Raw genomic sequence first — 22,087 nt, 5'->3', positions numbered from 1 at the left:
CCCGGCCCGGTTCGATGACGTCCGGCGGGTTCCGACCGTCCGAATTGACCCCAATAGGCAGGCTCAGCATGTCTTTTTCTCGTAGAAACTTCCTGATCGCCACCGGTGTGGCCGCGGCCTCCACGACCGTGCTGAGCGCCTGTAGCAGCGGTAGCAAGGGCTCGACCGACAAGAACGTCCCGTCGGTCAGCAAGGCCAAGACCATGAACATTCCGGTCGGCACCAAGGCCGACTCGACCGGTCCGGCCACCGAGGTCCCCGGTGCGGTCAAGGGCGGCACGATCTACTCGCTCGACCAGTTCGACATGGACCACCTGGACCCGGCCCAGGTCTACGTCGCGACCGAGGGCACCATCACCCGTCCGATCCTGCGTGGTCTGACCGGCTACAAGATCGACGAGAAGGGCGGCTGCACCCTCGTCGGTGACGTCGCCACCGACGCCGGCACCATGAAGAACGGCGGCAAGACCTGGTCGTTCACGATCAAGGACGGCATCAAGTGGGAGGACGGCGCCGACCTCTCCATGGACGACGTCCGCCACACCTTCGAGCGTCTCTTCGCCTCCTTCGTCACCGAGGGCCCGCGCTACGTCCAGCAGTGGCTCGTCGGCGGCGACAAGTACAAGGGCCCGTACGACGGCAAGCACATCGACTCGCTCGTGGTCTCCGGGAAGACCATCACCTTCCACCTCACTGAGCCGCGCACCGACTTCAACTACACGCTCGCTATGCCGGGCTACGGTCTCGTGAACAAGAAGCACGACACCAAGGAGAAGTACGACAAGCGCCCGTACGCGCTCGGCCCCTACAAGATCGGCGACCGCCAGATCGGCAAGTCGCTGACCTACGTGCGCAACGAGCACTGGGACCCGAAGACGGACTCGATCCGTAACGCCTACCCGGACAAGTTCGTCTTCCAGTTCGGCTTCGAGACGGTCGCCTCCACCGACCGCTACATCGCCGACAAGGGCAACGACCAGTACGCGATGTCGATCTTCAACGAGGTCGCCCCGGAGCGCACCGCCCAGGTCCTCACCAACGCCACGCTGAGGAAGCGCGTCCTCACCCAGGTCGACACGGTCACCTACTACTGGCCGATCAACACGACCCGCATCAAGGACGTCAAGGTCCGCCAAGCCATCAACTGGGCCTGGCCGCACCAGCAGCTGCAGACCATCCGCGGCGGCAAGGCCACCAGCGAGCTGGCCACCACCATCCTCAGCCCGGTCACCCCCGGCTATGAGAAGTTCGACCTGTACGGCACGGACAAGAAGCCCGGTGGCGACCCGGTCAAGGCCAAGGCCCTCCTGAAGGAGGCCGGCAAGGTCGGCCAGAAGCTGGTCATCGCCTACCAGCAGTCCGACAACGCGGTGAAGCAGGCTGTCGCGATCAAGAACGCGCTGGAGGCGGCCGGCTTCCAGGTCGTCAACAAGCAGGTCGACAAGTCGACCTTCTACACGCAGATCGGCAAGATCGACAATGAGTACGACCTGTTCGCCGCCGGCTGGAGCCCGGACTGGCCGAACGGTTACTCGGTCTTCTACCCCTGCTGGAGCGGCAAGAACATCGGCGACGGCCGCAGCAACTACGCCCAGCTGAACGACACGAGCGTCAACAAGGCGATCGACGCCGCCGCCAAGATCGCCGACGTCGACGCCGCCAACAAGGCCTGGGGCGCCGTCGACCGCCAGATCATGGAGCTGGCGCCGGTGGTCCCGGACTACCACTCCATCCGCAACTGGATGTACGGGTCGAAGGTCGGCAACGTCGTGTACGACGCCGGCAACACCTGCATCGCGCTCTGCAAGCTCTACGCGATGAAGTAAGCGCGCTCGACCCCTCGGGGGCGGCCACGACCCGGCCGCCCCCTCCGGCCCACCCCCCTGTCTCCCGGCGACGGCGCCCCGTCCGGAAAGTCACGCCCCATGGTCCACTTCCTTGTCCGCCGAGTTCTCGGCGCGCTGGCCATCCTGTTGGTCATCAGCGCCGTCACCTTCTGGCTCTTCTACGCGATCCCGCGTGACCCTGCCATGATGTCCTGCGGCAAGAACTGCACGCCCGACATGCTCAAGCAGGTCCGGCACAACCTGGGCATCGACCACCCGGTCCCGGTCCAGTACTGGTACTGGCTCAAGGGCATCTTCGTCGGGCGCAGTTACGGCGACTTCGGCAACTGCAACGCGCCCTGCCTCGGGTACTCGTTCGCCAACCGTGAGCCCGTCCTCGGCACGATCCTGGACCGGCTCCCGCTGACCCTCTCGCTCGCCTTCGGCTCGGCCGTCGTGTTCCTCGTCTTCGGTGTCGGCGCCGGCATGATCGCCGCGGTCAAGCAGGGCAAGTGGCAGGACAAGGTGGCCAGCTCGGGCTCGCTGATCGCCTCCTCGCTGCAGATCTACTTCGTCGGTTACATCGCGATGTACTTCCTCGTCGCGAAGCTCGACATCCTCGACAACCCGTCGTACACCCCCATCAGCGACGACCCCGTCCAGTGGGCCTCCGGTCTGCTGCTGCCGTGGCTGGTGCTGGCCCTGATCTGGACCGCCAACTACACCCGTATGTCGCGCTCCCAGCTGGTCGAGACACTGAGCGAGGACTACGTCCGTACGGCACGGGCCAAGGGACTCTCCCGGCGCACGGTGTTCTTCCGGTTCGCCTGGCGCGGCGCGATGGGACCGATCGTCACCATCTTCGGCATCGACCTCGCCACGCTCATCGGTGGCGCGATCATCACCGAGTCCGTCTTCAGCCTCCAGGGCGTCGGCCGGCTCGCGCTGAGGTCTGTGGAACAGAGCGACCTCCCCATGGTGCTCGGTGTGACCATGCTGTCCGCCGGCGCCATCGTGATCTTCAACATCATCGTGGACGCCGTCTACGCCCTCATCGACCCGCGGATCCGGCTCGCCTGACCTCCGCCCCACCCCCTACCCCTCGCATCACCCCAGGAGCGTCCCCGTGACGAGCACCGATCAGCAGCCGTTCCTCTCCATCAGGGACCTGAAGGTCCACTTCTCCACCGAGGACGGCATCGTCAAGGCCGTCGACGGACTCAGCTTCGACCTGGCCAAGGGCCAGACGCTCGGCATCGTGGGCGAGTCGGGCTCTGGCAAGTCCGTCACCAACCTGACGATCCTGGGCCTCCACGACCGCGCGCGTACGGCGATCGAGGGCGAGATCATCCTCGACGGCAAGGACCTGCTCACCTCCACCGAGAGAGAACTGGAGCAGCTCCGCGGCAACAAGATGTCCATGATCTTCCAGGACGCGCTGGCCTCGCTGTCGCCGTACCACACCATCGGCACGCAGATCGGCGAGACCTACCGCAAGCACACGGGCTGCTCCAAGGCCGAGGCCCGCAAGCGGGCCACCGAGATGCTGCGGCGGGTGGGCATCCCCCAGCCGGACATGCGGGTCGACGACTACCCGCACCAGTTCTCGGGGGGTATGCGCCAGCGCGCGATGATCGCCATGGCGCTGGTCTGCGACCCCGAGCTGCTGATCGCCGACGAGCCGACGACCGCGCTGGACGTGACGGTCCAGGCCCAGATCATGGACCTGCTCAAGGACCTCCAGCAGGAGTTCGGCACGGCCATCATCTTCATCACCCACGACCTCGGCGTCATCGCCGACATCGCGGACGACGTGCTGGTGATGTACGGCGGCCGGTGCGTGGAGCGCGGTACCAAGAAGGAGGTGCTGAGCACCCCGCAGCACCCCTACACGCTGGGCCTGCTCAACTCGATGCCGAGCCTGGACGGCCCGGTGGACGTGCCGCTGTCGCCGATCCCCGGGGCGCCGCCCTCGCTGCTGAACCCGCCCACCGGCTGCGGCTTCCACCCGCGCTGTTCCTTCGCGGAGAAGGTCGCGGACGGGAAGTGCTCCAGCGACCGTCCGGCACTCGAGCTGGTCGAGGGCCGCGGATCCGCCTGCCACCTCGCTCTGGAGCAGCGGCAGGAACTCTTCGCCGACTTCGCCGGAACCAGGCACAACTGACGGACATGAGACGGGACTTCACGACCATGAGCAACACGAACCCCCTCCTGGACGTCTCCGGGCTGACGAAGCACTTCCCGATCAAGGGCGGTTTCCCGATCCGGCGTACCGTCGGCGCGGTGCAGGCCGTGGACGGGCTGGACTTCCAGGTGGCCGAGGGTGAGAGCCTGGGCCTCGTCGGTGAATCGGGCTGCGGCAAGTCGACCACGGGCCGCCTGATCACCCGCCTGCTGGAGCCCACCGGCGGCAAGATCTCCTACCGCGGCCAGGACATCACGCACGCGAGCCGCAAGGAACTGGCGCCGATCCGCTCCGAGATCCAGATGATCTTCCAGGACCCGTATGCCTCGCTGAACCCGCGGCAGACGGTCGGCAAGATCGTCTCCAGCCCGATGGAGATCAACGGGATCAACCCGGCCGGCGGGCGCGAGAAGCGCGTCCGTGAGCTGCTGGAGATCGTCGGCCTCAACCCCGAACACTTCAACCGCTTCCCGCACGAGTTCTCCGGCGGACAGCGCCAGCGTATCGGGGTCGCCCGCGCGCTCGCCCTGGAGCCGAAGCTGATCGTCGCGGACGAGCCGGTCTCGGCCCTGGACGTCTCCATCCAGGCGCAGGTGGTGAACCTGCTGCAGAAGGTCCAGAAGGAACTGGGCATCGCGTTCGTCTTCATCGCTCATGACCTGGCGATCGTCCGGCACTTCTCGCAGCGCGTCGCGGTCATGTACCTCGGTAGGATCGTCGAGATCGCCGACCGCGAGGACCTGTACGGCAACCCGCGCCACCCGTACACGCGCGCCCTGCTGTCCGCCGTCCCCGAGGCCACGGTGGACGAGGAGCCGCGCGAGCGAATCCGTCTGATCGGCGACGTGCCCTCCCCGATCAACCCGCCCTCCGGCTGCCGTTTCCGCACCCGCTGCTGGAAGGCGACGGAGAAGTGCGCGACGGAGGCCCCGCCGCTGGTCCAGGTCGAGGGCAACAAGCCCGGTCACCTGACGGCCTGCCACTATCCTGAGACGGCGGACGCCGTTCCGGCCACTCGACTCTCCAAGGACCCCGAGGCGGCGGTCTGACACACCCCTTTTCGTCAGTCGCCCCTTGCGGGACGGACTTTCACCGGCCCATTGACCCGAGCCCATGACTGTTCCGTTCCAGGGAGCGAAGGCCCGCGCCTCCCCAGGCGCGGGCCTTCGCTGCTTCATGCCCGGGACCGCCGGCGCAAGCGGTTCTCCTCCAAGCTCCTCGCGCCGTGGTGCCGCAAGTCCCCGAAGGTCTCCGAGGTGCTTCCCCTGCTCTACCCGCACGGACTGTCGTCGGGGACTTCGTACCCACGCTGGAGCAGTCCATCGGTGGCACGGCCGGTCTGTCACCGGCGACCTTGACCCGGCTGACCCGGCAGTGGCAGGACGACCACGCCGCCTTCCAGCAGCGGGACCTGTCCGACCGCGACTTCGTCTACGTGTGGGCGGACGGCGTGCATCCCAAGGTGCGACTCGGGCAGGCGCACTCGTGCGTGTTGGTGCTGCTCGGGGTGCGGCTTGACGGCACCAAGGAACTGATCGCGCTCGCGGAGGCGCTGCGGCAGAGCACCGAGTCGTGGTCCGACCTGCTACACGACTGCCGCCGACGCGGCATGCGGGACCCCGAGCTGGTCATCGGCCGACGGCGCGATGGGCCTGTGGAAGGCCCGGTTCGAGCTCGTCGAGTCCGCCCAGGAACGCTGGCGCGCGATCACCGGAGCTCACCTGGTCACCCTGGTCCGCTCAGCGCGAAGTTCGAGAACGGGGTCCTGGCCGAGCGTTCTGAGAGGATCGCAGCATGACCGGCCAACGCCACGCCGCCACCGAATCCCACCGGCCCTTTGCTGAGCCGGTCCGGCTCGACCTGTCCGATCCGGACACCCTGCGTCATCTGTGGGACCTTCAGCGGGCCTCCTACGCGGTCGAAGCCCGGCTCATCGGCTTCGACGGCATCCCGCCCCTGCACGAGTCCCTTGAGCAATTGCGCGCATGTGACGAGTCCTTCCTCGGGGTTCGCGACGAGTTGAGACTTGTCGGAGCGGTCGCCTGGACCCGCTTGCCGAACGGTGCTCTGGACATCTGCCGCCTCGTGGTCCATCCCGTCGCGCATCGTCGCGGCGTCGCAACGGCGCTGCTCGACGCTCTGGACTCGATCGAGCCCGCGGAACTGACCGTCGTCTCCACCGGAACCGCCAACCTGCCTGCCGTCGCGCTCTATCGTCGGCGCGGATTCATACCTGTCGGCGAGCGCCAGGTCGCGCCCGGCGTCACGGTCACGCTGCTGGAACGCAAGAACGCATCAGCATCTCAGCCGATCCACAACTCTTGACAAGTACTGGTCCGGAGAGCGGAGGCAAAGTCCGCCGACCACCAGCCGACTGTTGCCGATACGGCGAATCGCCTTGATCACGGTTCTCTCCTGGCATCTGTTGGGGGGCAGCGCCTCCGCTCCCGCCTTCACAGCACCGCCGCGATGGCGGGTCCACGGCGAAAGCGCACAACACGAGCGGTCGTACCAGCGGATGGCCGAAGATGAATACCAAAGGCCTGAAAGGCAGCGGATAGCCCGCCATGCCACGCTGGTGCCGTCCCGGGCTTCCCGGGCTCTCGCTGGGACGCCCCCTCAGGGGAGGACCACTACCTTGCGCGTACTCCTCACCACCGCCAGGCGCGTCGCCGACCGGCTGCTCCCCCGGACGACAGCGGCAGCGGCCCCCGCGCCGGACTGCTGGGTCACCGTAAAGAGGCCGGACGACATGGTCGGCTACTGGAAGTGCTGCTACACCGGGGCCAAGTGCGAGATCGACTGTCGGCGGTTGCTTGAGCGGCGTCCCGCGGGTGCCCGCGATCGCCATTGAAAGGCGGTGGAAAGCCCGTCGCGCCATGCTGGTGGTACCACGGGTTCCCGTTCCGGAACCCCTCTCGGGAAAGGACCACCACGTTGCGCGCGTTCCTTCTCACCGCGGCCAGGCGTGTCACCGACCGGCTGCTCCCCCGCACGTCAGCGGCAGCGGCCTGCGCGCCGGACTGCTGGCACACGATACGGACCATAGCCGGCGTCCGGCACTATCAAAAGTGCTGCTACACCGGCACCGATTGCCACGTGTATTGCTTTGACGTCCCTTGGGGTTCGTGATTCCGACGCGATCGGGGCCGCACGCTCGCAATGGCTCCCATGCACGATCCATGCAGTACCCGAACACCGGCCCCACACAGTGGGCGCATGACCGGCACACACCATCGGGGGATCTGCATGAACGTTCAACTCCTCGGCTGCATCGAGCTGCGCACCGACCGCGGGGACCGGGTCTCGGCTTCCCCCGCGGTCGGGGCCCTGCTGGCCGCGCTGGCGTGGCCGCCCAACACATTCGTGGCCGATGAGGACGTCATCGACCGGGTCTGGGAGGAGATGCCGCCGACTCACCCACGCAACGCGCTCTACACGTTGGCGACCCGGCTGCGGAAGGCGCTCCAGGGCCTCGGCACCGGCGAGGTCGCGGGCGATGTGGTCCGGCGGCGAGGAGGGTACGTCCTGGTGATCGACGAAGGAGCCGTCGACACCTGCCGCTTCCGGGCACTCGTCCGGCAGGCCAGGGGTGCCGTCTGCCGGTCAGAGGACGAACAGGCGCTGAGCCTGTACGAAGAGGCGCTCTCCCTGTGGCACGGCGATCCGTTGTCCGGCATCCGGACGGGGTGGGCGGACGGAGTGCGCGTGACGCTCCGCCATGAATGGCGAACCGCACTGCTGAACGGCGCGGAAGTGGGGCTGCGACTGGACCGCCATGACGAGTACGTACCACAGCTCCATCAGCTGGCCGCCCTGCATCCCCTCGACGAGAGGGTTGCCGGGCTGCTGATGCTGGCCCTGTACCGGAGCGGACGCCAGGACGAGGCGCTGCGCTCCTTCCACCGGATCCGCACCGGACTGGTCGACGGACTCGGCGACGAACCCGGGCACGAGCTGCGCGCCCTGCACGAGCGCATCCTGCGCAGGGACGACCGCATCCGCACCGGCCGCCCGGTTCTGGACGCGCTGGCGTCATGAGCCGGCGGATCGCTCAGCAGTGACGTCATCGAAGTGGCGGGTCAGGTGCACCTGGAGGCGCAACTCCGCGTCGGTGGGAAGCTCCGGCCGAGGGCGTCGCCGTACTCCGGACGTGTGCCGCGCGCCCGGCGCGGTACCCCAGAACGCGGCCGTCCGGAGGTGGGCCGGGGTGCCTATGCCGGCGAACAGGGCTTCGGCCTCGTCCTGCACCGCCCGCGCGCGACGGAAGTCGCCGCTGGACTCGTGGACGGCTGCGCGGGCCATCAACGCCCGGGCACCTACGAGGCGTTGACCCGATCGCCCGGCGAATTCGGCAGCCTGGTCCGCAGAGTTCGAAGCCGCGTCAAGTTCCCCCGACTCCAGCAGGGCCACGGCGGCGACCGTACGGATGCGCGGCAGCGTGAGGACGTTCCCCTCCGCTGCCATGCCTGCGGCTCTGTCCAGGTGGGTCAGCGCGTCACTGTATCGCTCAACCGCACAGCTCAAGGCACCCCGCACGAAGAGGATTTCGACGACCCCTGTGATGTGGCCCGTCTCTTCGGCGATTTCCCTGGCCGTGTCGAGATACTTGGCCGCCTCGTCCACGTGTCTGCTCCGCAGTTTCACAGAGGCAAGGCCGACGAGGGAGTCCACCTGGCAATTCCGGTTGCCGACCTGCTGGGACAGATGGATCGCGTCTTCGTACGCCCGGATCGCACGGGCATCTTGGCCGGCGTCGCTCCGGACCCGCGCCAGCGTCTCCAGCGTCACTGCCTCCGCGTAGACCGAGCCCGAGTCCCGCGATGCGAGCAAGGACCTGCGCAACGCGTCCTTCGCCTCGTCGAACCTTGCCTGTTCCTGCAGCACCAGTGCCAGATTCACGAGGGCCATCGCGTGGACGTGGTCCCCTGCACCGTCGGTGAGCGCCAGTGCCTGGACGACCGCCTTCTCGGCTTCGGCGAGCCGCCCAAGGGTGCCGTAGAGGGAAGCCGTGTTGATCAGCATCATCTTCTCGGCCCTGGTCATGCCGAGGGTGCGGTAGATGGAGATGGCACGGTTGTAACAGGGCGGTGCCTTGTGCGGCTCGCCCAAGAGCTTGAGGGTCACTCCCTTACCTTGAAGACACTTTGCCTCCCCGTAGAGCCAACCGGCCCGGCGGGCCAGGAGTTCACCCGTTTCGTACTCTCCAAGTGCCTCTCTCAAGTCACCGTCCCTCCACCGGGCACCCCCCATCGAGATACACGCGGCGGCCTGACCGAGGGTGTCGCCTTCTCGTTCGGCCGCTCTACGGGCGAGACGTGCCAGCCGTATCCACTCGGAGAGCGGGCGCCGATGGTGGAGCAGATCCTGCAGGGCATCCACGAGCTGCCACGCATAGCGGGCGGGACCTTGCTCAGCCGCGTGCCCGATCGCTGCCGTGATGTCGTCCCATTCACCGTCGAACCAGTCGACGGCCTCTCCCTGTGTCTGAAAAACGCGCGGCGCCGAGCCATCGACGGCGGCCGGACGGCTGTGCGGGACATACATGCCGCTTGCGGCGGCCGCGTTGACGACGCTCTGCAGATAGTGGTCAAGGATGCGGTCGAGGGCCGCCCGTCTCTCCGCTTCGCCTTCCTCCACGAGCACGCGCTCCCTGGCGTACTCGTGCACGAGGTCGTGCCAGGTGGGCCGACCGTGCTCGGTGTCGCGCAGGAGATGGACGCGCTGGGCGAGGCCGAGGAGATCGGCTGCCCGGAACTCGTCCAGTCCCGCACCGGCCGCCGCCGCGGCGACCGAGCGCCCGGTGCCCGCCATCAGGCCGAGCGAACGGAACATCCGCTTCGCCTCGTCCGGCAGCGATTCGTACGACACGTCGAGCGCGCCCCGGACGGCGACGCTCTCCTCGCCTTCCACGTGCAGCCGCGCAAGCCGTCCGCGCTCCGCGAGGTCACGGACGTAGGCCGCAATGCTCCCGGGCCGGTCACCGACCCAAGAGCCGGCCACGCACAGGGCCAGCGGCAGGTGGTCGCAGAGTTCGACCAGGCGGGCGGCGGCCTCCGGGTCTGCTGCGACGGTCTCCGGACCCACCGCGGTGCCGAGCAGCTCCAGGGCCTCACCGCTGTCCAGCACATCGCAGACCACCCGGTGGGCCCCGTCCAGGGTCACCAGTCCGCTCAACTTGTGTCGGCTCGTCACCACGGTGAGCGATCCGCTGGAGGCGGGCAGAAGACGCCGTACAACGGACGCGTCGGCCACATCGTCGAGAACGACGAGCATCTGACGTTCCGCCAGAAGCGTTCGGTACAGCGCGGTCTGTGCCTCCAGGCTCAGCGGGATGTCACGCGGTGCGCTGCCCAGCCCCTGCAGCAGCAGCGGAAGAGCCTCCTCCGCTGTCATGGGCTCGGCGGCGTCGAACCCCCGCATGTCGAGGAAGAGCTGCCCGTCAGGGAAGCCGTTCGCAATGCGGTGCGCCCAGTGCATGGCGAGCGCCGTCTTCCCGGCCCCCGCCGGCCCCACGATCAGGGCGAGTTTCTCCGCGCTCAGCCGGGACGCGTCGAGCTGACGCAGTTCCGCGCTCCGTCCGACGAAGCGGTGAGGAGCACGAGGCAGTTGGCGCGGCACCCGCCTGTCCTGAGCGGCAGGAGGCGGCGCCGCCGTCGCGGCCGCTGCGGAGTCGCCGGTCAGCAGGCGCCGGTGCAGGGCCTCCAACTCGTCGGAGGGGTCGACACCGAGTTCGTCCACCATTCTTCGGCGCAACGCGGTGTAGACCGACAGGGCCTCGGAGGTCCGGCCGTCACGCTGCAGGGCGCGCATCAGCAGGGCGTGCGGGTGTTCCCGGAGCGGGTGCTCCGAGGTGAGACGGACCAGCTCCGCGATGGCGGCTGCACACCGGCCCAGCTCCAGATCGGCCTCCGCCCTGCCTTCCAGGGCCGCTATGTGCAGTTCGGTGAGGCGCCGGCGTTCCGCGTCCATCGTCGGCAGGTCGGGAAGGGGGTCACCCTGCCACAGGGAGACGGCACCGTCGTGGCAGCGGTACACCTCCGCCCACGCACCGCTCGCCGCGGCTCGCGCACCCTCCCTGACCAGGTCCTCGAAGACGAACACATCGACGTCGGAGGGGGCCACGCGCAGCACGTAGCCGGGCTTTTGGGTGGCCAGCAGGCCGGCACCGGCCGGACCCAGGGCGCGGCGCACCTCGGCGACCAGCGCCCGGACCCGGGCGGCCGATGCGCTGGGCAGGCGTTCGCCCCACAGCCCCTGGGCCAGCCGCTCGACCGACACGACACGCCCGGTGTGCAACAACAGCAGGGCGCACAGAGCCCGCTGTCGTCCGGTGAGGGCCACGGCGTCGCTCCCGTCGAGCCTGACATCGAGAGAGCCGAGCAGGCGGAACCGCGGCTGGGGGATGACCATCAGCAGAAAATAAACCAGCGTCATCCGGCAGGCAACGAAAGCCCTATCACCCCCCGGGGAGCCGTCTGCGCAGGATGTGCAGCGCCCGGCGTACGCGGCCCGCGTGCCGTTTCCACCACAGGCGGGCCCACAGGGTCTGCAGCGCGGCCAGAATCAGGACGGTGGTCAGCGCATCGAGTCGGGTCCACGCATCGGCGGGGCCCGCCAGGAGGCCGAGGGAGCGGTGAAACAGCGGCCAGGTCACCTCGGCGAGGATGCGGAGGCCGATGAAGACACAGGTTGCGGTGCCCATGACCATGCCCAGCACGTACACCTTCAGCCATCGCCGTTCGGCCGCGCGCAGGGAACGAAGGGGATCCTCGGAACGGCGTCCGCACAGACGTGCTACGACATGGCGCAGACAGCGTCCCGTGTCGCCGTACAGGTTCCGGCAGCCCGTCAGGTCCTGGATGACGAAGTACAGGTCCGTGCGCATGAACACCAGGCACTGGTTCGCCAGCGCGGTGATCAAGGTCATCGCGACCACGGGCAACAAGGCCCAGTTCGCCCCGAGGCAGCGAGCAAGCAGACAGCCGCCCCACACCATCGCGTCCACGGCGATCCCCGACAGGTAGACCGTGAGTCGTTCCCTCCGGCTCCTGAGCCAGATCCCTGACACCTCTGTCTGCGCCACCAGGAACTGCAGACGGGTGCCGAGGCGGATCCTCCCGGGCACACCCGCGGCACGGGCCGTCACGAGGTGAGCCATTTCGTGCAGGGCGATGAGGCACACAGCGACCGTGCACTGCACCAGCACCGTGAACGTGCCGTACTCGGTCCACAGAAGTTCATCCCAGGACGGCAGGGCCCATGGCCGCACCAGCACAGCCAGCAGAGCGGACACCGGGACGAGCAGAACGAAACCCTGCAGAACCGGGTTCATGACCCAGCGAACGTGATGCGGGCGCAACCACGGGAAGGAAACGACCGGCGCCGCCGCGAACCGCCGGTCGCCGATGGACGCCACCAGTCCGGCTGCCGCGAGCCGCTCCGTGAAGGCCCGGACGTCGATGTCACGGCCGGTGTCCGCACGCAGGCTGCGCCTCGTCTCCTCGACCGTGTTCCCCGAGGCCAGCAGCCGGACCGCAGCCATGCCGATCTCGGGGAGGGCGACGACCTGCTCACCGCCCTGCCTGCCGACGATCCACTCGCCTCTGTCACGGCGGAATTCCAGTGCGTGGAAGGCGACCTTCGGCGCGTGATCGTCCGTGGTCGATGTCACGGTCGATGCCCGGTCACGGATGGCACAGCGGGCACTCCGGTCGGGCCGGATGCCGTACGTCGACCAGGTGGTCGGGAGCGATCAGGTTGAGGCCTCGCACATACCCCGGTGCGCGCCTGCCCGTTCCCGTGAGCAGCGAGACCACCTCATGGGCGATGAGCTGTCCGGAGATTCCCGCGGCCGGGGCGAGCACACCGGTGCCCCCCAGGTCCGGGTGCCAGCCGGGCTTGAGCTTCGCCTCCTCCCCCGCTCCGACGCATTCGAAGCAGGGACCGTCGGGGCCGTACACGCCGACAGTCACCAGCGGGCCGTTGTATCCGGCGACCACCCAGGGAACGCCCCGTGCGGCACACACCCTGCTGGTCATCTTGGCGATGAGGTCGTTGCGCGGCTCGTCGGCGCACAGGGCGAAGACATCGCACTGCGAGACAAGTTCGGCAAGCGCGTCCTCGGTGGCCACCATTCGGATGTCGCAGGTGAACGAGCCCGCCGAGTTGACGGTACGCAGGCGCTCGACGGCGACCTGGGCCTTGGGCCTGCCGAGGTCGGCTTCGCCGTACAGGGCCTGCCGGGTCAGATTGGACACCTCGACGCAGTCCGGGTCGACGAGGTGCAGACGGCCGACTCCTACGGCAGCCAGCGCCCAGGCGGCGTGGCTGCCGGTGCCGCCGACACCCAGAACCACCACGCGCGCGTTCTTGAGCCGCAGTTGTGCCGCCCATGGATCGCTGTCGGGCCGCAGGTCGATACGCCGAAAGTAGGCGTGGTTGCGGCTGTATCGTTCCATCTCGTCGTCGGTGAGGCCCTCGGGGCGTCCGACGGCCGTGTCTTCGAGGTATCCGGAGTTCAGCAGAGACTTCACCAGCTCACGTGCGCCGCCGGTACCCAACCGGGGGTGACGCGCGGTCAGTTCCGCCTCGATCTGCTCGACCGGGGTGGCTCCGTCCATCAAGCTCAGTGCTTCCGAGACCCAGCCGTGCGGGTCGGTGATCTCCGCCGCGACTCCGTACAGTTCGCCGCCGATGCGGATGGTTCCGTCGTCGAACCGGTGGGCTGTGTGCTCGGGCTTCACCCGTGGATGTCTCACGACCGCCACGCTCCTTGAGAGCCGTGCCGGCGAGCCCGTGGCCCACCGGCACGGACCGGACTCATCTGACGATCGACTTGTTCTGGATGGTCTCGATCTTGTCGAGCAGACGGATCTCGAGGAACTCGGTCTGCCCCGTCGCCTCGGCGTCGCCGGGCACGATCGGTTCCTCGTCCTGCGTGACGTTCGTGTTGTCCTGCACGTTCCTTCTCCTTCTCTCCGTACATCTCTCCCGCGGATGCGGCAGTCCATGGACGACCGGCGCCACTCCTGCGCGTCACAGTCGTCGCCACACGGCGCCGAGGACCCTGTCGACTGGGAAAGGACCCATCTGGCGCGAGTCGAAACTGACGGACGCGTTGTCCCCGAGCAGCAGCAGATGCCCTGGCGGGACACGGTCGATCGCACCTGTCTCCGTCGACCAGGTGTCCCCCTCCGCGGCGACGACCCGCTTGACGAGCCATGGGCGCTCGGCGATGGGGCGCTGCCTGCTGCCCAGCCCGGCAGCGGGCAGGTCCCAGGCTCTGCGTTCCGTGCTCGGCTGTTCCACGACGACCACGCCGCCGCGTTCCGGCACGGTCCCGCGCCGCACGAGGACGCGGTCGCCCGGCCGGTAGGTGGGGAGCATGCTGTGTCCCACCACCGTGACCGACACGAGCCGCTTACGCAGGACCAGGAGCGCCACGGCGGCGAGGCCGACGCAGATCATCCCTGCCAGGAGGCCGACCCGGATCACAGCGCGGCGCCTTCCACTGGCGGCGACACCGGCTCCTCGGTATAGCCAGCTGCCTGGAGGGCGAAAAGGCGTGCATACGCGCCTTCGTATGCCATCAGCGTGGCGTGGTTCCCCTCTTCCACGATCCGCCCCTCTGACAGGACGACGATCCGGTCCGCCTCACGTACGGACCCGAGCCGGTGGGAGATGAGCAAGCTGGTCCGGCCCCGGTGGAACTCACTGATACGGGTGTGCACTTCGTACTCGGCCTCGGCGTCGAGCCCGGAGCTGGGTTCGTCCAGGATCAGGAAGTCGCGCCGTTCGCGTACCAGGGCGCGTGCCAGGGCCAGCCGTTGCAGCTGGCCGCCGGAGAGTAGGACACCCTCCGTCGCGGTGTCCTCCTCGAGGCCCGCGAAGAAGGTGCGAGTGACCAGGGTGTCGTATCCCTGCGCGAGGCTTGAGATCGTCCGGTGCACTCCCGCCCTCCGCGCCGCTTCGGTGACCCGGGAGGGATCGTTCAGTGCGGTCAGGTCGCCGAGGGCGATGTTCTCCCGCGCCGTGAGGTCGTAGTGCATGAAGTCCTGGAACACCGCACTGGTCCTGAGCCGCAGTTCATCTGGGTCGACTTCCCGGATGTCGACGCCGTCCCAGAGAATCGCGCCGCGTGTCGGGTCGTAGAACCGGCAGAGCAGCTTGACCAGAGTCGACTTGCCCGCTCCGTTCAGCCCGACCAGGGCGAGGCTCAGGCCATGGGGAATCTCCAGGTCGACGCCCTTGAGGATCCACGGCTGGTCCTCGGCGTAGCGGAACCAGACGTCACGGAGTTCGATCCCTTTGCGCAGAGCCGGCAGCGGGCGTGGCTCGGCGGCGCGCTCCAGGTCCGGCCCCGCGCAGCTCACCTCCTGGTAGTGCCCGAACAGGACCAGTGCCTGGTGTGTCTGGGCCAGGTTCGCAGCCAGTTGGGCGACCGATGACTGCACTCCTGCGACGGCCGCGATGAAGATAGCGATATCGCCCAGTGTGAGCGTCCCGGACAACGCGGCGTTGATCGCCCAGACCAGGCCGACACCGGAGACGAGCGCGGCGAGCAGGGCCAGGAGCGACTGGGTGGCGAGTTCGCGACGGTCGACGCGGCGTCTTTCGGCGTCCGCCGCCCGTCGTTCGTCCTGCATGCGCCCGAGCAGGAAGCGGCCCGTCCCGAACAGGCGCACCTCCTTGGCGGCGTCGACATGGGAGAGCAGCTGATCGAAGAACATCTCACGGCGCTCCCGGGGGCTGATGCGCCAGAGCATCTGCGCACGTGTCCGGGACAGAACGATCTCCGCGGCAAGGACGGGAAGGGCGAAGACGAGGACGAACACGGCCATCAACGGGGCCAGTGCGACCAGCGAAGCCAGGAATCCCGTGATGGTGATGCCTGCCCGGACGACTCCGAGCGTCCCCCTCAGCACCATGCCGGGCGCGCTTCTCCCCGACTGCTTGGCCATGCGCAGCTTGTCGAGAAGGACAGGGTTCTCGAAGGGGCCCAGCCCCACGAACCGCGTCACGGCGGAGAACAGCCGCCCCTGGGCGAGTGTCCCGGTGGCGCGATCGAGTTCGGCCTGCAGGTAGGTGATGACCTGCGGGATGACCGCCTGGACGACGCCGACGGCAGCGAGTCCGACGGCGAGTGCGACCAAGGTGTGTGCCGGGGCGTGGTTGCTCAGCCGGTCGAGGGCCATCTTGGTGAGCCAACCGACGGCGACCGGCACGGCACCGCTGGCCAGGTCCAGTACGGCGTAGGCGATCAGCTTCGGGGCGGCGGACTCGTAGGCGAGGGACAGGGCGCCCCTCAGGCGGGACGCACCCCGCCCCGGCGACGCGAAGACCGTTCCATGAGTCGATTCGCCGCGTTGACTCCGTGACGCGCGTACAGGCATGGGGACTAGCCACCCACAGGAACCGGCGCGAGAAGCCCGGCACCGATCTCGGCCAGCCGGGTCGAGCTCTGGGGCGAGGCCAGCACCCGTCCGTTCCCGTCCACGACGAGGTAGGTCGGGAACATCGAAACACCAAGCTCCTCCACGAGCCGCAGCGCGTTGTCCGCCCCGTGGACGACATGGGCGTACTCGCCGAGTTCGTCGTCGTAGAGGGATACTCCGCCTTTGTCGCCGACGACGACGGAGAACACCCTGCTCCGGTCCAGCGCCATGTTCCGCAGGAACTTCTTGTACACCGGAAGCTGCTGCTTGCAGCCGGTGCACCCGACCGCCTGAAAAGTCAGGACCCAAGGCTCCGAACCGTCGGCGGGCAATTCCACTTGCGCCCCGTCCACACCGACCAGAGCGCCCGGCCGGGGAACCAGCGATCCCGTCTCGGGCCCCTCGACGCGCCGGCCGCTCAGCAATCCCTCCTCGGTCAGCGGGTCGAGGAGCTTCTTGACCCGCAGCGCTACGGCCAGGGAGAGACCGCAGGCAGCAGACGCCAGCAGCAAGGCGAGGGCAGACAGCGCGATGCCCATGTGCACTCCATTCTCATTTCACATGCGTCATACGGAGGAGCGAGACCAGCTCCGCGAGGTAGAGCAGGGTGATGCCGGTGACCGCCGCGGGCGCGGCGGTGAGCACGTAGTGGGACGGGCTCGGTCCGCTCGTGGAGACCGCTGCCCACCAGGTGCCCGCGGTCAGGGCCAGCAGGAGGGCGTTGCGCAGCAGGTGCGCTCCCGACACCGGTGTGTCGCTCGCTCCCGCACAGCCGCAGGATGCGTCCGGCCGTGTGCGCAGAAGGCTGAGCAGATAGACGGTGAAAGCGGCCAGAAGAAGCAGGGCCGTAGCCAGCCCGACGCGTTCCAGCGGGCGCACCACCAGAGATGCGACAACACCCAGCTCCATCAGGGGAACAGCCGTCGCCAGCATTCCTGATGAGAGTCGGCCGAGCCGTGGGACCGTAGCCGACACGTGACCGCGAAACGCACGGAACCCGTGCACCTTCTGCCCGCCCGACCAGGCGAACACCGTGATCAGACACAGCTGACCGAACGCCTCGACCGCTTGCATGGCTTCCTCAGGTCAGGTCCGACGTGGTGGGGTGGGACCGCCGCCGCCGCGCATAGCGCGGCGGCGGCGACACCTCAGCAACGCAGCACGCAGTGGGCGTCCCAGCAGCAGGTGATGTACTGGCCCTGGCGCCTGTCACCAGCTACTGGAAACTGTTCGCAACCCCCGCAGCCCGCGGCTGCGGACGTCTGGGGAAGCAGCTTGTCGGCAATGCGACCCAGCATGCCACTGAGCATCTTGGACATCGGAATTCTCCTCGTTCGGGATTCACCGGCCGGATCTCCCACCGGGGTGTCCGGCCTTTGCTCCCATCCTCTCCGGCCGTGCTTTCCCGTATCTTTCAACGCCCTTTCCGTCGCCGTTGCCCGGAACCGATTCGGCGGGCTGGCGTCGCCGCGCTTCAACTCGACCGACTGAAAGAAGACTTCATGAACCGGTACGATTCCTGACGCACCGTTCAGCAACGTGTGGCAGACTGCCGCGGTGGTCGATCACTCGTTCACCGATCTTTCACTCGCAGCGCTGTACGACGCTCTCAACCCCTGGGGGCCGAGTGACGACTTCTATCTCGGCCTGCTTAGGGGGGCACGCTCCGTACTCGACGTCGGCTGCGGTACCGGGCAGTTGTTGCGGCGCGCACGTGCGGAGGGGCACGAGGGCCGGCTGATGGGTCTCGATCCGGCCGCCGCCATGCTCGTACAGGCGCGGCGGGCCGCCCCGGACGTCGAGTGGGTGCTCGGGGACATGCGGACGCGGCTGTGGCACGGGGAGTTCGAGCTCGTCGTCATGACCGGGCACGCCTTCCAGGCACTGGTCGGTGACGAGGACATCCGTGTCTGTCTGCGCGCGGTCCGCGCGGCCCTGGCCGACGGGGGCCTCTTCGTCTTCGAGACCCGCAACCCCGCGGCCCGCGCCTGGGAGAGGTGGACGCCGGACCGGGTGCGGGAGATCTCCGCCGCCGATGGTTCGCCGGTACGCGTCCGGCACGAGGTGCTGGAGGCTCCGTCCCGGGGACGGGTCCACTTCACGGAGACGTACGAGAACGACGACTGGTCGACACCCCGGGTGAGCCACGGCGTCCTCCGCTTTCTGGACGGGGAGACGCTGCGGCACTTCCTCGCGGAGGCCGGCCTGGCGGTCGTCGAGCAGTACGGGGACTGGGAGCGGGGGCCACTCATCCCCGACTGCCCCGAGATCATCACCGTGGCCCGGCGGGCCGGTTAGCGCGCACAAGGGCCGGGGACGATCCCAGAGGATCGCCCCCCGCCGTGGTGCGGCGCCTCTGAAGCCCTAGGCCCGGCCCTCCTCCTCCAGCGCCACCAGCGCCGGATCCAGCACGATGTCCTCGGCGCGGGCCTCGGTCGTCGGCTCCTCCGGGAAGTGGCAGGCCGTCAGATGTCCGGTGCGGTTTCCGGAGATCTGCACCAGCGGCGGCTCCTCGGTCGCGCACCTGTCCTGCGCCTTCCAGCAGCGGGTGCGGAAGCGGCAGCCGGAGGGCGGGGAGATGGGCGAGGGCACGTCACCGGCCAGGCGAATACGCTCGCGCTCGGGTGTGTCGTCGGACCCGAGGTTCACCTCGGGCACCGCGGACAGCAGGGCGTGGGTGTAGGGGTGCCGGGGGCGGGTGTAGATGGAGTCGCGGTCGCCCACCTCGATGATCTTGCCGAGGTACATGACCGCCACGCGCTGCGAGAAGTGCCGCACGATCGCCAGGTCGTGGGCGATGAACAGGAACGCGATGCCGAGTTCCTTCTGGACCTTCTGGAGAAGGTTGACCACCTGGGCCTGGATGGAGACGTCCAGAGCCGAGACGGGCTCGTCGGCGACGATCAGCTTGGGTTCGAGGGCGAGGGCCCGGGCGACGCCGATGCGCTGGCGCTGGCCGCCGGAGAACTCGTGCGGGAAGCGGTTGAAGTGCTCGGGGTTGAGGCCGACGATCTCCAGCAGCTCCCGCACGCGCTTCTCGCGCCCGCCCGCCGGGTTAATGCCGTTGATCTCCATCGGTCCAGAGATGATCTTGCCGACCGTCTGCCGCGGGTTCAGCGACGAGTACGGGTCCTGGAAGATCATCTGGATCTCGGAGCGGATCGGCGCCAGCTCCCTGCGCGTCGCGTGACTGATGTCCTGGCCGCGGTAGGAGACCGTACCGCCGGTCGGCTCCAGCAGCCGGGTGATCAGCCGGCCCGTGGTCGACTTGCCGCAGCCCGACTCGCCGACCAGACCGAAGCTCTCGCCCACGTGCACGGCCAGGTCGATGCCGTCGACGGCCTGGACATGGCCGACCGTGCGGCGGATCGGGAAGCCGCCCTTGACCGGGAAGTGCTTGATCAGCCCCGTGACCTCCAGCAGCGGCTCCCCCTCCGCACCCTCGGTCGCCTCCCGCGCAGCCGGGAGGGCCAGGTCCTCTTTCATGACGGTGTCCTCCTCCGACCTAGCCCAGTCGGGGCTTGATCTCTTCGACGAAGATGGTCCGCTTCTGGTCCGCGGTGAGATGGCATGCCGAGGCCCGGCCGGGGGCGAGGAGCGGGCGCTCGGTGGTGCAGCGGCTCGTCCCCTCGACGCGGTCCTGGAAGGTGCACCGCGGGTGGAAACGGCAGCCCGACGGGGGATTGAGAAGCGAGGGCGGGGTGCCCGGGATGGGAGCCAGGGGGGCACCGAGGTCGGAGTCCAGGCGCGGCATCGAGTTCAGCAGGCCCCAGGTGTACGGGTGCTGGGGTGCGCGCAGCACCTCGTCGACGGTGCCCCGCTCCACCGCGCCGCCCGCGTACATCACCATGATGTCGTCGGCCATGTCGGCGATCACCCCCAGATCGTGGGTGATGAAGATGATGCCTGATCCGAACTCCTGTTGCAGATCCTTCAGAAGGTCCAGGATCTGGGCCTGCACGGTGACGTCGAGCGCGGTCGTCGGTTCGTCCGCGATCAGCAGGTCGGGGTCGCACACCAGCGCCATGGCGATCATCGCGCGCTGGCGCATACCGCCGGAGAACTGGTGGGGATAGTCCTTCGCCCGCTCCTTGGGGTTCGGGATGCCCACCTTCGCCAGCATCTCCACCGCTCGGTCCCAGGCGGCCCGCTTGGAGGCGCCGTTGTGCTTCATGTACGGCTCGGCGATCTGCCGGCCGACGGTGTAGTAGGGGGAGAGCGCGGTCAGCGGGTCCTGGAAGATCATGGCGACCTTGTTGCCGCGCAGCTTCTCCAGTTCCGATTCCCGGGCGGTCGTCAACTCCTGCCCGTCGAAGAGGATTTCACCCTCGACGGTGGTGAACATGGGGTTGTGCAGGCCGAGGATGGTCAGGTTCGTCACCGACTTGCCCGAGCCCGACTCCCCCACGATCCCCAGGGTCCTGCCGCGTTCGAGGTCGAAGGAGAGTCCGTCCACGGCCCGTACGACGCCGTCCTCGGTCTTGAAGCTGACGTGCAGGTCCCGCACCGAGAGCAGGGGGCCTGCGGCGGCCGGGGCCGGAGCACCGGCTTCTTTGGTGAGAGTGGTCACGACAGTGCTCCTAGGCCAGCCGTACACGCGGGTCGATGAAGGCGTAGGCCGCGTCGACGAAGATGTTGAACAGCAGGATCATGGTGGCCGAGAACAGCATCACGCCGAGCAGCAGTGGCAGGTCACTGAAGAAGACGGACTGGACGGCGAGTTGGCCGAGGCCCGGCAGGCTGAAGGTGTACTCGGTGATGATGGCGCCGCCCAGCAGCGAGCCGAGGTCGATGCCGAAGATGGTGACGATGGGGATCAGCGAGCCGCGCCAGGCGTAGCGAAAGAAGACGTACCGCCGGGACATGCCCTTGGCCCGCGCGGTGCGTACGTGTTCCTCCTGGAGCTGTTCGATCATGGACGAGCGGGCCATACGGGTGTACTGCGCGGCGAAGATCGTGGACAGGACCACCCAGGGGATGATCAGCCCCGTGAACCAGGTGACCGGGTCGCCGGTGAACTCGTTGTAGGCCGGTTTGTCGAACCAGTGGGTCTGGTAGACGAGAATCGCGAGGGCCAGCGGTCCGAGGAAGTAGATCTGCATCGAGCTGATGACCATCGCGCCGGCCGTGGCCGTCTTGTCGATCAGCGTGCCGCGTCGCCAGGCGGCGAGCAGACCGGTGCCGAGGCCCACGACGAGGAAGCAGACCGCGCCACCGAGGGTGAGCGAGACGGTGGTGGGCAGCCGGTCCATCAGCGTGCCCCAGACCTGTTCGTTGGTGTGGTACGAGTACCCGAAGCAGGGGGCCGGGCACGGGCCCTGGGCGAAGCCGTTGCTGCCCATGACCAGGTTGTGCAGGAAGATCCAGTACTGCTCGGGGATCGACTTGTCGAGGCCGAGCACATGGTGGATGTTGGCGATGCTGTCCGGATTGCAGGTCTTCCCGCACATCAGCAGCGCCGGGTCCCGGGGCACCCCGAAGAACAGCAGGAACGTGACGATGCTCAGCAGGAAGAGGATGACGACGGCACCGAGGGTCCGGCGGACGAGGAAGCGCAGCATGGCGTGGGCAGCTCTCTGACGTCGGCGGTCCGGGCGGCACCCGGTGCGCCGTGGGTGTGGCGCACCGGGTGCCGGGCG

19 protein-coding genes and 1 pseudogene are annotated in these 22,087 nt (G+C 68.2%); 9 read left to right on the top strand and 11 right to left on the bottom strand.

What is annotated here, in order from left to right; translation table 11 throughout:
* Positions 1 to 68 precede the first annotated feature (68 nt).
* The 8 genes and pseudogenes from ACWC5O_RS09500 to ACWC5O_RS09465 all read left to right on the top strand — a co-directional run bounded on the left by ACWC5O_RS09500 (position 69) and on the right by ACWC5O_RS09465 (position 8,052).
* Positions 69 to 1,826, top strand: coding sequence for an ABC transporter substrate-binding protein (locus ACWC5O_RS09500; protein WP_450581036.1), 1,758 nt, complete (start codon positions 69 to 71; stop codon positions 1,824 to 1,826).
* A gap of 99 nt (positions 1,827 to 1,925) precedes the next feature.
* Entirely contained in the window at positions 1,926 to 2,906 is a 981-nt protein-coding gene (locus ACWC5O_RS09495; protein WP_450581037.1) for an ABC transporter permease, read from the top strand.
* Positions 2,907 to 2,952: 46 nt separating this feature from the next.
* A complete protein-coding gene (locus ACWC5O_RS09490; protein WP_450581038.1) occupies positions 2,953 to 3,990 on the top strand; it encodes an ABC transporter ATP-binding protein in 1,038 nt (345 codons plus the stop codon).
* A 26-nt stretch (positions 3,991 to 4,016) separates the two neighbouring features.
* Positions 4,017 to 5,060, top strand: a complete 1,044-nt coding sequence (locus tag ACWC5O_RS09485; RefSeq protein ID WP_450581039.1) for an ABC transporter ATP-binding protein — start codon at positions 4,017 to 4,019, stop codon at positions 5,058 to 5,060.
* Between the two features lie 144 nt (positions 5,061 to 5,204).
* Positions 5,205 to 5,685: pseudogene (locus ACWC5O_RS09480) on the top strand (transposase); the annotation flags it as partial.
* Positions 5,686 to 5,805: 120 nt separating this feature from the next.
* Positions 5,806 to 6,336, top strand: a complete 531-nt coding sequence (locus tag ACWC5O_RS09475; RefSeq protein WP_450581040.1) for a GNAT family N-acetyltransferase — start codon at positions 5,806 to 5,808, stop codon at positions 6,334 to 6,336.
* Between the two features lie 313 nt (positions 6,337 to 6,649).
* Positions 6,650 to 6,865 carry a hypothetical protein gene (locus tag ACWC5O_RS09470; protein WP_450780947.1) on the top strand — a complete coding sequence of 72 codons (216 nt, stop codon included), beginning with the start codon at positions 6,650 to 6,652 and terminating at the stop codon, positions 6,863 to 6,865.
* A 365-nt stretch (positions 6,866 to 7,230) separates the two neighbouring features.
* Entirely contained in the window at positions 7,231 to 8,052 is an 822-nt protein-coding gene (locus tag ACWC5O_RS09465; RefSeq protein WP_450581041.1) for an AfsR/SARP family transcriptional regulator, read from the top strand.
* Here the strand turns inward: ACWC5O_RS09465 and ACWC5O_RS09460 are convergent.
* The 8 genes from ACWC5O_RS09460 to ACWC5O_RS09425 form a co-directional block, all read right to left on the bottom strand.
* A complete protein-coding gene (locus ACWC5O_RS09460) occupies positions 8,047 to 11,424 on the bottom strand; it encodes an AfsR/SARP family transcriptional regulator (RefSeq protein ID WP_450581042.1) in 3,378 nt (1,125 codons plus the stop codon). The genes ACWC5O_RS09465 and ACWC5O_RS09460 overlap by 6 nt on opposite strands.
* Positions 11,425 to 11,470: 46 nt before the next feature.
* On the bottom strand, positions 11,471 to 12,685 hold the full coding sequence (locus ACWC5O_RS09455) for a hypothetical protein (protein WP_450581043.1): 1,215 nt from the start codon (positions 12,683 to 12,685) through the stop codon (positions 11,471 to 11,473).
* 13 nt (positions 12,686 to 12,698) lie between these two features.
* Positions 12,699 to 13,772, bottom strand: coding sequence for a HesA/MoeB/ThiF family protein (locus ACWC5O_RS09450; protein WP_450581044.1), 1,074 nt, complete (start codon positions 13,770 to 13,772; stop codon positions 12,699 to 12,701).
* Positions 13,773 to 13,833: 61 nt separating this feature from the next.
* Positions 13,834 to 13,974 (bottom strand): hypothetical protein, encoded by a 141-nt coding sequence (locus ACWC5O_RS09445; protein ID WP_450581045.1) that lies wholly within the window; start codon positions 13,972 to 13,974, stop codon positions 13,834 to 13,836.
* Between the two features lie 75 nt (positions 13,975 to 14,049).
* Positions 14,050 to 14,508: a S26 family signal peptidase gene (locus ACWC5O_RS09440; RefSeq protein WP_450581046.1), complete on the bottom strand. Its 459-nt coding sequence runs from the start codon at positions 14,506 to 14,508 to the stop codon at positions 14,050 to 14,052.
* Positions 14,505 to 16,406: an ABC transporter ATP-binding protein gene (locus ACWC5O_RS09435; RefSeq protein WP_450581047.1), complete on the bottom strand. Its 1,902-nt coding sequence runs from the start codon at positions 16,404 to 16,406 to the stop codon at positions 14,505 to 14,507. The genes ACWC5O_RS09440 and ACWC5O_RS09435 overlap by 4 nt, the downstream gene beginning before the upstream one ends.
* 5 nt (positions 16,407 to 16,411) lie before the next feature.
* A complete protein-coding gene (locus ACWC5O_RS09430) occupies positions 16,412 to 16,987 on the bottom strand; it encodes a TlpA family protein disulfide reductase (RefSeq protein WP_450581048.1) in 576 nt (191 codons plus the stop codon).
* Positions 16,988 to 17,000: 13 nt separating this feature from the next.
* Complete coding sequence (locus tag ACWC5O_RS09425; protein ID WP_450581049.1) at positions 17,001 to 17,522, bottom strand: MauE/DoxX family redox-associated membrane protein; 522 nt, start codon at positions 17,520 to 17,522, stop codon at positions 17,001 to 17,003.
* Between the two features lie 483 nt (positions 17,523 to 18,005).
* Between ACWC5O_RS09425 and ACWC5O_RS09420 the strand changes: the two genes are divergently transcribed.
* Entirely contained in the window at positions 18,006 to 18,746 is a 741-nt protein-coding gene (locus ACWC5O_RS09420) for a class I SAM-dependent methyltransferase (protein WP_450581050.1), read from the top strand.
* A 66-nt stretch (positions 18,747 to 18,812) separates the two neighbouring features.
* Here the strand turns inward: ACWC5O_RS09420 and ACWC5O_RS09415 are convergent, their stop codons facing one another.
* From ACWC5O_RS09415 to ACWC5O_RS09405, 3 genes are read right to left on the bottom strand one after another with little or no spacing between them, the layout of a single operon-like run.
* Positions 18,813 to 19,934, bottom strand: a complete 1,122-nt coding sequence (locus ACWC5O_RS09415; protein WP_450581051.1) for an ABC transporter ATP-binding protein — start codon at positions 19,932 to 19,934, stop codon at positions 18,813 to 18,815.
* A gap of 19 nt (positions 19,935 to 19,953) precedes the next feature.
* Positions 19,954 to 21,018: an ABC transporter ATP-binding protein gene (locus ACWC5O_RS09410; protein ID WP_450581052.1), complete on the bottom strand. Its 1,065-nt coding sequence runs from the start codon at positions 21,016 to 21,018 to the stop codon at positions 19,954 to 19,956.
* A gap of 10 nt (positions 21,019 to 21,028) precedes the next feature.
* Positions 21,029 to 22,009: an ABC transporter permease gene (locus tag ACWC5O_RS09405; protein ID WP_450581053.1), complete on the bottom strand. Its 981-nt coding sequence runs from the start codon at positions 22,007 to 22,009 to the stop codon at positions 21,029 to 21,031.
* Positions 22,010 to 22,087: the final 78 nt, after the last annotated feature.

This window comes from Streptomyces sp. NPDC001450 (assembly GCF_053597295.1).
This window is presented reverse-complemented; position numbering and strand designations above follow the sequence as displayed.

Coding starts and splice junctions, on each gene's coding strand:
- ACWC5O_RS09500 (WP_450581036.1), top strand. CDS start 69: ATGTCTTTTTCTCGTAGAAACTTCCTGATCGCCACCGGTGTGGCCGCG.
- ACWC5O_RS09495 (WP_450581037.1), top strand. CDS start 1,926: ATGGTCCACTTCCTTGTCCGCCGAGTTCTCGGCGCGCTGGCCATCCTG.
- ACWC5O_RS09485 (WP_450581039.1), top strand. CDS start 4,017: ATGAGCAACACGAACCCCCTCCTGGACGTCTCCGGGCTGACGAAGCAC.
- ACWC5O_RS09475 (WP_450581040.1), top strand. CDS start 5,806: ATGACCGGCCAACGCCACGCCGCCACCGAATCCCACCGGCCCTTTGCT.
- ACWC5O_RS09465 (WP_450581041.1), top strand. CDS start 7,231: ATGACCGGCACACACCATCGGGGGATCTGCATGAACGTTCAACTCCTC.
- ACWC5O_RS09460 (WP_450581042.1), bottom strand. CDS start 11,424: ATGGTCATCCCCCAGCCGCGGTTCCGCCTGCTCGGCTCTCTCGATGTC.
- ACWC5O_RS09435 (WP_450581047.1), bottom strand. CDS start 16,406: ATGCCTGTACGCGCGTCACGGAGTCAACGCGGCGAATCGACTCATGGA.
- ACWC5O_RS09430 (WP_450581048.1), bottom strand. CDS start 16,987: ATGGGCATCGCGCTGTCTGCCCTCGCCTTGCTGCTGGCGTCTGCTGCC.
- ACWC5O_RS09425 (WP_450581049.1), bottom strand. CDS start 17,522: ATGCAAGCGGTCGAGGCGTTCGGTCAGCTGTGTCTGATCACGGTGTTC.
- ACWC5O_RS09415 (WP_450581051.1), bottom strand. CDS start 19,934: ATGAAAGAGGACCTGGCCCTCCCGGCTGCGCGGGAGGCGACCGAGGGT.
- ACWC5O_RS09405 (WP_450581053.1), bottom strand. CDS start 22,009: ATGCTGCGCTTCCTCGTCCGCCGGACCCTCGGTGCCGTCGTCATCCTC.